Source organism: Novosphingobium sp. fls2-241-R2A-195, assembly GCF_030209485.1.
Taxonomy (GTDB): domain Bacteria; phylum Pseudomonadota; class Alphaproteobacteria; order Sphingomonadales; family Sphingomonadaceae; genus Novosphingobium; species Novosphingobium resinovorum.
The window spans coordinates 258463-267339 of sequence record NZ_JARVRY010000002.1; the positions used below are offsets into that span (position 1 = coordinate 258463).

18 protein-coding genes are annotated in these 8877 nt (G+C 62.9%); all 18 read right to left on the bottom strand.

What is annotated here, in order from left to right:
- Window position 1: 1 nt before the first annotated feature.
- Window positions 2-340 (bottom strand): 50S ribosomal protein L18, encoded by a 339-nt coding sequence (rplR, locus tag QRN25_RS02000; protein ID WP_008828222.1) that lies wholly within the window; start codon window positions 338-340, stop codon window positions 2-4.
- On the bottom strand, window positions 340-873 hold the full coding sequence (rplF, locus tag QRN25_RS02005) for a 50S ribosomal protein L6 (protein WP_008828223.1): 534 nt from the start codon (window positions 871-873) through the stop codon (window positions 340-342). Before rplF ends, rplR begins: the two co-directional genes overlap by 1 nt.
- Complete coding sequence (gene rpsH, locus QRN25_RS02010; protein WP_008828224.1) at window positions 873-1268, bottom strand: 30S ribosomal protein S8; 396 nt, start codon at window positions 1266-1268, stop codon at window positions 873-875. The genes rplF and rpsH overlap by 1 nt, the downstream gene beginning before the upstream one ends.
- Window positions 1269-1280: 12 nt before the next feature.
- Window positions 1281-1586 carry a 30S ribosomal protein S14 gene (gene rpsN / locus QRN25_RS02015; protein ID WP_008828225.1) on the bottom strand — a complete coding sequence of 102 codons (306 nt, stop codon included), beginning with the start codon at window positions 1584-1586 and terminating at the stop codon, window positions 1281-1283.
- Window positions 1587-1612: 26 nt separating this feature from the next.
- Window positions 1613-2194, bottom strand: coding sequence for a 50S ribosomal protein L5 (rplE, locus tag QRN25_RS02020; RefSeq protein ID WP_008828226.1), 582 nt, complete (start codon window positions 2192-2194; stop codon window positions 1613-1615).
- Window positions 2187-2504 carry a 50S ribosomal protein L24 gene (gene rplX / locus QRN25_RS02025; protein ID WP_008828227.1) on the bottom strand — a complete coding sequence of 106 codons (318 nt, stop codon included), beginning with the start codon at window positions 2502-2504 and terminating at the stop codon, window positions 2187-2189. The genes rplE and rplX overlap by 8 nt, the downstream gene beginning before the upstream one ends.
- Entirely contained in the window at window positions 2504-2872 is a 369-nt protein-coding gene (gene rplN / locus QRN25_RS02030) for a 50S ribosomal protein L14 (RefSeq protein WP_008828228.1), read from the bottom strand. Before rplN ends, rplX begins: the two co-directional genes overlap by 1 nt.
- Window positions 2873-3067: 195 nt before the next feature.
- On the bottom strand, window positions 3068-3337 hold the full coding sequence (gene rpsQ / locus QRN25_RS02035) for a 30S ribosomal protein S17 (protein ID WP_008828229.1): 270 nt from the start codon (window positions 3335-3337) through the stop codon (window positions 3068-3070).
- 11 nt (window positions 3338-3348) lie between these two features.
- Window positions 3349-3552 (bottom strand): 50S ribosomal protein L29, encoded by a 204-nt coding sequence (gene rpmC / locus QRN25_RS02040; protein ID WP_008828230.1) that lies wholly within the window; start codon window positions 3550-3552, stop codon window positions 3349-3351.
- Entirely contained in the window at window positions 3552-3986 is a 435-nt protein-coding gene (rplP, locus tag QRN25_RS02045; RefSeq protein ID WP_008828231.1) for a 50S ribosomal protein L16, read from the bottom strand. Before rplP ends, rpmC begins: the two co-directional genes overlap by 1 nt.
- 21 nt (window positions 3987-4007) lie before the next feature.
- The gene (gene rpsC / locus QRN25_RS02050) at window positions 4008-4703 is read right to left on the bottom strand and encodes a 30S ribosomal protein S3 (RefSeq protein ID WP_008828232.1); all 696 of its coding nucleotides are present in this window, start codon (window positions 4701-4703) and stop codon (window positions 4008-4010) included.
- A 3-nt stretch (window positions 4704-4706) separates the two neighbouring features.
- Window positions 4707-5084 carry a 50S ribosomal protein L22 gene (gene rplV, locus QRN25_RS02055; RefSeq protein ID WP_008828233.1) on the bottom strand — a complete coding sequence of 126 codons (378 nt, stop codon included), beginning with the start codon at window positions 5082-5084 and terminating at the stop codon, window positions 4707-4709.
- The gene (gene rpsS / locus QRN25_RS02060) at window positions 5081-5362 is read right to left on the bottom strand and encodes a 30S ribosomal protein S19 (RefSeq protein ID WP_008828234.1); all 282 of its coding nucleotides are present in this window, start codon (window positions 5360-5362) and stop codon (window positions 5081-5083) included. The genes rplV and rpsS overlap by 4 nt, the downstream gene beginning before the upstream one ends.
- 6 nt (window positions 5363-5368) lie before the next feature.
- Window positions 5369-6205, bottom strand: coding sequence for a 50S ribosomal protein L2 (gene rplB / locus QRN25_RS02065; protein WP_008828235.1), 837 nt, complete (start codon window positions 6203-6205; stop codon window positions 5369-5371).
- A gap of 6 nt (window positions 6206-6211) precedes the next feature.
- Entirely contained in the window at window positions 6212-6520 is a 309-nt protein-coding gene (locus QRN25_RS02070) for a 50S ribosomal protein L23 (protein WP_008828236.1), read from the bottom strand.
- The gene (gene rplD / locus QRN25_RS02075) at window positions 6513-7139 is read right to left on the bottom strand and encodes a 50S ribosomal protein L4 (RefSeq protein ID WP_008828237.1); all 627 of its coding nucleotides are present in this window, start codon (window positions 7137-7139) and stop codon (window positions 6513-6515) included. The genes QRN25_RS02070 and rplD overlap by 8 nt, the downstream gene beginning before the upstream one ends.
- Window positions 7140-7141: 2 nt before the next feature.
- A complete protein-coding gene (gene rplC, locus QRN25_RS02080) occupies window positions 7142-7897 on the bottom strand; it encodes a 50S ribosomal protein L3 (protein ID WP_008828238.1) in 756 nt (251 codons plus the stop codon).
- Between the two features lie 334 nt (window positions 7898-8231).
- Complete coding sequence (gene rpsJ / locus QRN25_RS02085; protein WP_007011873.1) at window positions 8232-8543, bottom strand: 30S ribosomal protein S10; 312 nt, start codon at window positions 8541-8543, stop codon at window positions 8232-8234.
- Between the last annotated feature and the right edge of the window lie 334 nt (window positions 8544-8877).

Here is an 8877-nt window from a genome sequence, read left to right on the forward strand (position 1 = left end):
ATCAGAACTCCAGCCCGCCTTCACGGGCGGCTTCGGCAAGCGCCTTGACGCGGCCGTGATACAGGAAGCCACCGCGGTCGAACACGACCGAGGTAACACCCGCCTTCTTGGCGGCCTCGGCGAGTTCCTTGCCAACGCGGGTCGCGGCGTCGAGGTCGGTGCCCTTGGCGCCCAGCGTGTTGGCTGCAGCGACGGTGTGGCCCTGCGCATCGTCGATGATCTGCGCATAGATGTGACGGCCGGTGCGGTGCACCGACAGACGAGGACGACCACCCGAACGGGCCTTGAGCGCGGTGCGAACGCGGCGCGCGCGGCGATCGAAGAGAGACAGCTTTGCCATTACTTCTTCTTCCCTTCCTTGCGGAAGATGTACTCACCGCGGTAGGCGATACCCTTGCCCTTGTAGGGCTCAGGCTTGCGCCAGCGGCGAATTTCGGCCGCAAGCTGGCCGACCTTCTGCTTGTCGATGCCCGAGATTTCGACCGTGGTGTTATCCGGGGTCTTGACCTCGATGCCTTCCGGCACGGCGATGTCGACGTCGTGCGAGTAGCCGAGCTGCAGCTTCAGGGTCTTGCCCTGCGAAGCGGCACGGTAGCCGACGCCCTTGATGTCGAGGATCTTGGTGAAGCCGTTGGTGACGCCTTCGATCAGGTTCGACACGAGGGTGCGCTGAAGGCCCCAGTGGCTGCGCGACTGCTTCGACTGGCCGATGGGCTGCACGGCGATCGCACCGTCGTCCACCGAGTAGGTGACGAGGTCCGACAGACCCAGGGTCAGGGTGCCCTTGGGGCCCTTTACCGAGAGAACACCGTTGTCGATGTTGGCGGTGACGCCGTTGGGAACGGCCACCGGCTTCTTACCGATGCGGCTCATTAGAACACCTCCGCCAGCACTTCGCCGCCGACGTTCTGTGCACGTGCTTCGGCATCCGAGAGCACGCCACGCGGCGTCGAGACGATGGTGATGCCGAGACCGTTGCGAACGACCGGGAGTTCCTTGGAACCCGAGTAGACGCGGCGGCCGGGCTTGGAGACACGAGCGATGTGCTTGATGGCGGCTTCGCCTTCGAAGTACTTCAGCTCGATGCGCAGCTGCGGGTGGGCGCCGGTGGCGTCGTCGGAGAAGCCACGGATGTAGCCTTCACGCTGGAGAACTTCCAGGACGCGCGCACGCAGCTTCGAGGCCGGCGACAGGACGGAGTCCTTCTTCGCCTGCTGGCCGTTGCGGATGCGGGTGAGCATATCACCCAGGGGATCGGTCAATGCCATTGCTTCTAACCCTTACCAGCTCGACTTGGTCACGCCGGGGATCATGCCCTTGTTGGCAAGATCACGCAGCTCGACGCGGCACAGGCCGAACTTGCGGTAATAACCGCGCGGACGGCCGGTCGTGGCGCAACGGTTGCGAACCCGGGTGGGGTTTGCGTTGCGCGGGATCTCGGCCAGCTTCAGGCGAGCAATGAGACGCTCGGTTTCATCGAGCGACTGATCGTCAGCGACCGCCTTGAGGCGTTCGTACTTGCCTGCATACTTCTTGACGAGCTTCTTGCGACGCTCATTCTTGTTCACGGAACTCAGTTTCGCCATGGACTTAAGCTCTCTTCCTCAGCGGCTCACGCCGCCTCCTGCTGTTCCGACTCTTCAGCCGGGAACGGGAAACCGAACAGACGCAGCAGCTCGCGCGCTTCGTCGTCGGTCTTCGCGGTGGTGGTCACGATGATGTCCATGCCACGAACCTTGTCGATCTTGTCGTAGCTGATCTCCGGGAAGATGATCTGCTCCTTCAGGCCCATGGCGTAGTTGCCACGGCCGTCGAACGACTTGGGGTTCAGGCCACGGAAGTCGCGGATGCGGGGCATCGCGATCGTGACGAGACGATCCAGGAACTCGTACATGCGCTCGCGGCGGAGCGTCACCTTGCAGCCGATCGGCATGCCTTCGCGCAGCTTGAACTGGGCGATCGACTTGCGGGCCTTGGTGATGACGGGCTTCTGACCGGCGATGAGTTCCATCTCGGCAGCGGCAGTCTGGACCTTCTTCTTGTCCTGGCTGGCTTCACCGACGCCCATGTTGAGCGTGATCTTCTCGATCTTCGGGATTTCCATCACGTTCTTGTAACCGAACTTCTCGGTCATCGCCTTCGCGATTTCAGCGTCGAACTTCGTGCGCAGACGCGGAGTGTACTGCTCAGCCATCGATCGTCTCCCCGGACTTCACGGCCACGCGGACCTTGACGCCGTCCTTGATTTCGAAGCGAACGCGGGTCGGCTTGCCGTCCTTGTCCGCAACAGCGACCTTGCTGATGTGCATCGGCGCGGGAACGCGGTCGATGCCGCCCTGCGGGTTCTGCTGGGTGGGCTTGCGGTGCTTGGTGGCAACGTTCACGCCTTCGACGACAACCTTGCCGTCCTTGGGCTGAACCTGCAGCACGGTGCCGGTGCGGCCCTTGTCCTTGCCGGACAGGACGACGACGGAGTCACCCTTCTTGATCTTAGCGGCGGCCATTACAGCACCTCCGGCGCGAGCGAGATGATCTTCATGAAGCCACGGCCGCGCAGTTCGCGCACCACGGGGCCGAAGATACGGGTGCCGATCGGCTCCTCGTTCTTGTTGATCAGCACGGCAGCATTGCTGTCGAAGCGGATCACGCTGCCGTCCGTGCGGCGCACGTCCTTGCGGGTGCGCACGATCACAGCACGGTGAACGTCGCCCTTCTTGACGCGAGCGCGGGGCTGCGCCTCCTTGATCGACACCACGATGATGTCGCCGACGCCGGCGAAACGACGCTTGGAGCCACCCAGTACCTTGATGCACTGGACGCGCTTCGCGCCGCTGTTGTCCGCCACGTCGAGATTGGATTGCATCTGGATCATCGATCCGAGTCCTTCTCATCTGGCTTGCCGGAACCAGTCCGGCAGTTCCTAAAAAGACAGGCCCCCGAAGAGGCCCGAGTCGCCCTGCGCGGGCGAAGGCGGCCCTTTGCCGCATTCACCCGCGAAGGTCAACACTTGTGTCAGGTAAGGCCAAAGCCGGGACTTTGCAGCCCCGGCTTCGATCTCAGCGGAGGATCAAACCTCGGCTTCGAGTGCCGTACCCTTGCTCGCCTGAAGACGGTCAAGAACCTTCCAGGTCTTGGTCTTCGAGTAAGGCGCCGTCTCCTCGATCCGGACTTTCTCGCCGGTCTTGAAGGCGTTGTCCTCGTCGTGGGCGTGGTACTTCTTCGAGCGGCGGATGATCTTCCCGTAGAGGGGGTGCTTCACCTTGCGCTCGACGAGCACGGTCACGGTCTTGTCCGTCTTGTCGGAGACGATAGTCCCGCTAAGAATACGCTTGGGCATCGTGTTTCTCCTTACGCCTTCGCCGCGGCGGAACGCTCAGCCTGGAGCGTCTTGATGCGGGCGATGTCGCGACGGACTTCCTTGATGCGTGCCGGGGCTTCGAGCTGGCTCGTAGCAGCCTGGAAACGCAGGTTGAACTGCTCGCGCTTGAGATCGACGAGGTCAGCGGTCAGCTGGTCGTCGGTCTTGGCGCGAAGATCTTCGGTCTTGGCCATTATTCGCCTCCCAGGTGCGAGGTGTCACCGAGGCGGGCGACGACCTTGGTCTTGATCGGCAGCTTCATCGCGGCGCGGCTGAAAGCCTCGGCGGCGAGCTGGCCGGCAACACCGTCCACTTCGAACAGGATACGGCCGGGCTTGACGCGGGCCGCCCAGTATTCGACCGAACCCTTGCCCTTACCCTGACGGACTTCGGCAGGCTTCTTCGAAACCGGCACGTCCGGGAAGACGCGGATCCAGAGACGACCCTGGCGCTTGAGGTGACGCGTGATCGCGCGGCGGGCCGCTTCGATCTGGCGGGCGGTGATCCGCTCGGGCTCCATGGCCTTGAGGCCGTAGGAACCGAAGTTCAGGTCGGTGCCACCCTTGGCGTCGCCCTTGATCCGGCCCTTGAAGGCCTTGCGGAACTTGGTCTTTTTCGGTTGCAGCATGGTGCTAACTCTATCCTAGACTCAGCGGGCCGGACGGACGCCGGAGGTCTGAGCCTCCATCATCAGTCGATCCTGCGCCATCGGGTCGTGACCAAGGATCTCGCCCTTGAAGACCCACACCTTGATGCCGATGATACCGTAGGCGGTCAGCGCCTCGGCAGCGGCATAGTCGATGTTCGCACGCAGCGTGTGAAGCGGAACGCGACCTTCGCGGTACTGCTCCAGACGGGCGATTTCAGCGCCGCCGAGACGGCCACCGCACATGATCTTGATGCCTTCGGCACCCAGACGCATGGCGGACTGCATCGCGCGCTTCATCGCACGGCGGAACGCCACGCGGCGGATCAGCTGGTCGGCGATACCCTGGGCGATCAGCTTGGCATCGACTTCCGGCTTGCGGATTTCGACGATGTTCAGCTTCACTTCGCTCGAGGTCATCGCGGCCAGCTGCTTGCGCAGCTTCTCGATGTCCGCGCCCTTCTTGCCGATGATGACACCGGGACGGGCAGCGAAGATCGAGATGCGGCACAGCTTGGCCGGACGCTCGATCACCACCTTCGAGATCGCAGCCTGCGGCAGGGTCTCGATGATGAACTTGCGGATCTTGAGGTCTTCCTCAAGCAGCTTGCCGTAGTCCCGGCCTTCGGCGAACCAACGGCTGTCCCAGGTACGGTTGATCTGCAGGCGCAGACCGATCGGATTGCTCTTATGACCCATGGATCAGGCCTCCTCGACTTCGCGAACGACGATCCGCAGGCGCGAAAACGGCTTCAGGATGCGCGTGGACTTGCCGCGACCACGAGCGTGGAAACGCTTCATGGTCACCGACTTGCCGACCGACGCCTCGGCGACGACGAGAGCGTCGACGTCGAGGTTGTGGTTGTTTTCCGCGTTGGCGATCGCCGAGGCGAGAACCTTGCGGGCGTCGACCGCCATGGCCTTCTTGGAGAAGGCCAGGACGTTCATCGCGTCTTCCGCGCGCATGCCGCGGATCAGGGCAGCGACAAGGTTGAGCTTCTGGGCCGAACCACGAATGTTCGTGTTGACCGCAAGAGCTTCCTTGTCACCTACGCGGCGGGGTGCTGCTTGCTTGCTCACTTGCGCTTGCCCTTCTTGTCGGCGGCGTGGCCGGGGAACGAGCGGGTGGGAGCGAACTCACCCAGCTTGTGACCGACCATGTCCTCGTTGACCGCAACGGGAATGAACTTGTGCCCGTTGTACACCTGGAAGGTGAGACCAACGAACTGCGGGAGAATGGTGGAGCGACGCGACCAGGTCTTGATCGGACCAGCGCGGCTGCCGGCATCCTGCGCGACTTCGGCCTTCTTGAGAAGGTAGAGGTCGACGAAGGGGCCTTTCCAGACGGAACGTGCCATCGTGACTTACCTCTTCTTCTTGGCGTGACGCGAACGGATGATGAGCTTGTCCGTCTGCTTGTTGTTGCGGGTGCGGGCACCCTTGGTCGGCTTGCCCCAGGGCGTAACCGGGTGACGACCACCCGAGGTACGGCCTTCACCACCACCGTGCGGGTGGTCGACCGGGTTCTTGGCGACACCGCGGGTAAGCGGACGACGGCCCAGCCAGCGACCGCGACCGGCCTTGGCGAGGGTCTGGTTCGAGTTGTCGGGGTTCGAGACCGCGCCAACCGTGCCCATGCAATCGCCGCGCAGGTAGCGCTGCTCGCCCGAGTTCAGGCGGACGATGACCATGCCGCGGTCACGACCGACGACCTGGACGTAGGTACCTGCCGAACGTGCGATCTGGCCGCCCTTCTCGGGCTTCATCTCGACGTTGTGGCAGATCGTGCCGACCGGCATCTGCGACAGAAGCATGGCGTTGCCCGGCTTCACGTCGGTCTTCTCACCGGCGACGATGACGTCACCGACTGCCAGACGCTGCGGCGCGATGATGTAGGTCAGTTCGCCGTCCGTGTACTTCACCAGCGCGATGAACGCGGTGCGGTTGGGATCGTACTCGATCCGCTCCACGGTGGCTTCCATGTCCCACTTGCGACGCTTGAAGTCGATGAAGCGGTACTTCTGCTTGTGGCCGCCAGCGATGCCGCGCGAGGTCACGTGACCCTTGTTGTTGCGGCCGCCGGTCTTGCTCTTGCCTTCGGTCAGCGCCTTGAGGGGCTTGCCCTTCCAGAGCGACGACTTGTCGACGAGGACCAGGCCGCGGCGTGCGGGGCTGGTCGGGTTATAATGCTTGAGTGCCATCGGAAATTAACCCCGCGCGCCTTCGGTGATGTCAATCGACTGGCCTTCGGCCAGCGTGACGATCGCCTTCTTCACGTCGCTGCGACGGTAAGCCTTACCGCGCCAGCGCTTGGTCTTGCCCTTGACGACGAGCGTGTTCACGCCGGTCACCTTGACATCGAAGATTGCCTCGACGGCAGCCTTGATCTCGGGCTTGGTCGCCTTGTCGGCCACCTTGAAGACGACTGCGTTCTGCTCGGAAAGCAGGGTCGACTTCTCGGTGATGTGCGGGGCGACGATCACGTCATAGTGACGAATGTCGACGGACTTAGCCATTGAAACGCGCCTCCAGCTTCTCGACAGCGGCGCGCGTCAGCACCAGCGTATCATGCTTCAGGATGTCGTAGACGTTCGCGCCGACAGCCGGGAGAACGTTCACGCCGACGATGTTGCGGGCCGCCAGGGCGAAGCCCTCGTTGACCTGATCGCCGTCCATGACGAGAACCTTCTTGCCGAAGTTCGCCTTGGCGAGCTGACCGGCCAGAGCCTTGGTCTTGGCGTCGGCGACGTCGAGCGAGTCGACGATCACGAGGCCGTTCTGAGCCTTGGCCGAGAGGGCCATCTTCAGACCGAGCGCACGGATCTTCTTGTTGAGCGAGATGTTGAACTCGCGGCGACGGGCACCGTGAGCCTTACCACCGCCGATGAACACCGGAGCAGCGCGGTCGCCGTGACGAGCGGTACCACCACCCTTCTGGTTGCCGAACTTCTTGCCGGTGCGCGCGACTTCCGAACGCTCGCGGGTCGCGCGGGCGATGCCGCGACGGTTCTCGAGCTGCCAGGTGACGACGCGGTGCAGGATGTCCGCGCGCGGCTCGAGGCCGAACACGTCGTCCGAAAGCTCGATGTCGCCGTTGGCGGTCGAACCGTCGATGTTGAGGACCTGAACCTTCATGATTAGCCCTCCTGGCCTTCGGTCGCTTCGGGCGCCGCGGTTTCAGCAGGCGTGTCGGCAGCGGCCGTGTCGTTGGTGTTGCCAACCGACTTGATGCCGGCGGGGTACGGAGCCTCGCCGTGACGGTCGACCTTGACGGCGTCCGCAACGGTCAGCCACGAGTTCTTCGCGCCCGGGACCGAGCCCTTGACGAAGATCAGGCCGCGCTCATCGTCCACGCGGACGACTTCGAGGTTCTGCTGGGTGCGCTGACGGTCGCCCATGTGGCCGGCCATCTTCTTGTTCTTGAACACCTTGCCCGGATCCTGACGGTTACCCGTCGAACCGTGCGCACGGTGCGAGATCGACACACCGTGGGTGGCGCGCATACCGCCGAAGCCCCAGCGCTTCATAGCGCCCTGGAAGCCCTTACCCTGGGTGTGGCCGCCCACGTCGACGAGCTGGCCCGGGACGAAGTGCGAAGCCGCAATCGTCGCGCCAACCTCGAGGAGGGCGTCGTCGGCGACGCGGAATTCCGCGACGCGCATCTTGAGGGGAACCTGAGCCTTGGCGAAGTGTTCGCGCTGCGGCTTGGCAACGTTCTTCTGCTTCGCTTCGCCGGCACCGAGCTGAACGGCGACGTAGCCGTCACGTTCTTCGGTACGGACTGAGACGACCTGGCAATCCTCCAGCGCCAGGACGGTGACGGGCACGTGGCGACCGTCCTCCTGGAACAGGCGGGTCATCCCGACTTTCTTTGCGATCACGCCGGTACGCATGACCTTACTCCTTACAGAGGCGTACGCAGGACCATCCCCCGCACGCATGTCCAACCCTGTGTGTGATACGAACCCCGTCCGGGTCAGGTGCTCCCTGCAAGCCCCGAAGGACTGACGGAAGCGAGACGGGGGACGCATTCCCGAACGAAACCCGAAAGCGTCGCCGGAGGTATCCCTTGTGTCCCTTCGGGCTTTTCCCTCAGGGCGCTGTCTCTGCGGGTTTCTCCCCGCAAAGCCGGCTAGCGAAGCCGACAAGATAGTCCTCGATCTAATTTAGGTCCGATCGGAAAGGACCATCGGGGCGACCTTTTCAGATCACCCCGTTAAACCGGCTTCAGGCCAGCTTGATCTCGACGTTCACGCCGGCCGCGAGGTCCAGCTTCATCAGAGCGTCGACGGTAGCGGCGTTCGGCTGCACGATATCAAGCAGACGCTTGTAGGTGCGGACTTCGAACTGCTCACGCGACTTCTTGTCGATGTGCGGACCACGGTTGACCGTGAACTTCTCGATCTTGGTCGGCAGGGGAATGGGCCCACGAATCAGCGCGCCGGTACGACGTGCCGTGTCAGCGATTTCGCCAGTTGCCTGGTCGAGAACGCGATGGTCAAACGCCTTCAGGCGAATGCGGATGTTCTGAGCTTCCATAACCTACCGATGAGAAAGAGCCATAGGACCGAAGTCCCGTCAAATTCGAACCGCGCCCCTACACGCCAAGTGCGAGTCGGGCAAGGGGTTTTTAGATCTCTGAGGAATGGCCTCGGATCATGGGACTTCGAGCAGTAGTGGCCGGATTTGAGTGCAAGCGCGTATTCTAGGTCGACGTCATGCACGGCTATCAGGACCGTGGAATGATATCACCCGCCGACTCGACTTGCTAATCCGCTTATGCTGCTTTGCTGGTTTCGCAATTAAGGGAAGTAGCTAGTCGTGTGTGAAAAGCGCTGAAGCCCGCAGGGAGGCGTGGGTTTTGGTGGATATA